At 48.0% G+C, this 598-nt stretch carries 1 protein-coding gene; it reads right to left on the reverse strand.

The genetic code is table 11. The annotated features are described in order from the left end of the window. Positions 1-542 (reverse strand): alpha-L-glutamate ligase-like protein (locus tag R7Q46_RS28515; protein WP_318078488.1); only part of this gene is annotated, 542 nt, incomplete at its 3' end. Positions 543-598: the final 56 nt, after the last annotated feature.

Raw genomic sequence — 598 nt, forward strand, 5'->3', positions numbered from 1 at the left:
GTTGAGCAGCGCATCATCGCCATGACAGGGTAGCCTTTAAATACGATGATACGTACGTCTGGCACACCTTCGTAGCTGAAACCATCGAAGCAGTCATCAAACTTAATCAAGTTCTCAACCACGGCAACATCGTTCTTACCGCCGAGCGAGAACAGCCCTGCCAGTGCATTACTGATGTGGCGTTCCACTTCTTCTTTGTTGATTGTCGCACCAGAAGGTTTGGTGTACACACCGTCTTTATGCGATGTCACCACCAAAATACCTTTACCACCGCTGCCTTGAGCTGGCTTAATCACAAAACCCGGCCAGTCTTTTACCATGTTGTGGATGGTTTTTACTTCTGCTTGGTTGTGGATCACGCCGATAAGGGCAGGGACGGTTGCCCCTGCAGCTTGAGCGATGATCTTGGTTTTTAGCTTGTCATCCACCAATGGGTATTTAGAGCGATCGTTATAGCGACCAATGTAGCTATGGTTACGCTTGTTCATGCCCATAATGCCTTTGTGGCGAAGTTTTGATGGCGTAGTGTAACGTTCAAACATCGTTTAATCCTCCGCTAGCGGTTTGAAACGACGTAGTTCTGTTAGACGGTAACCAG

The organism is Vibrio sp. 811 (genome assembly GCF_033339195.1).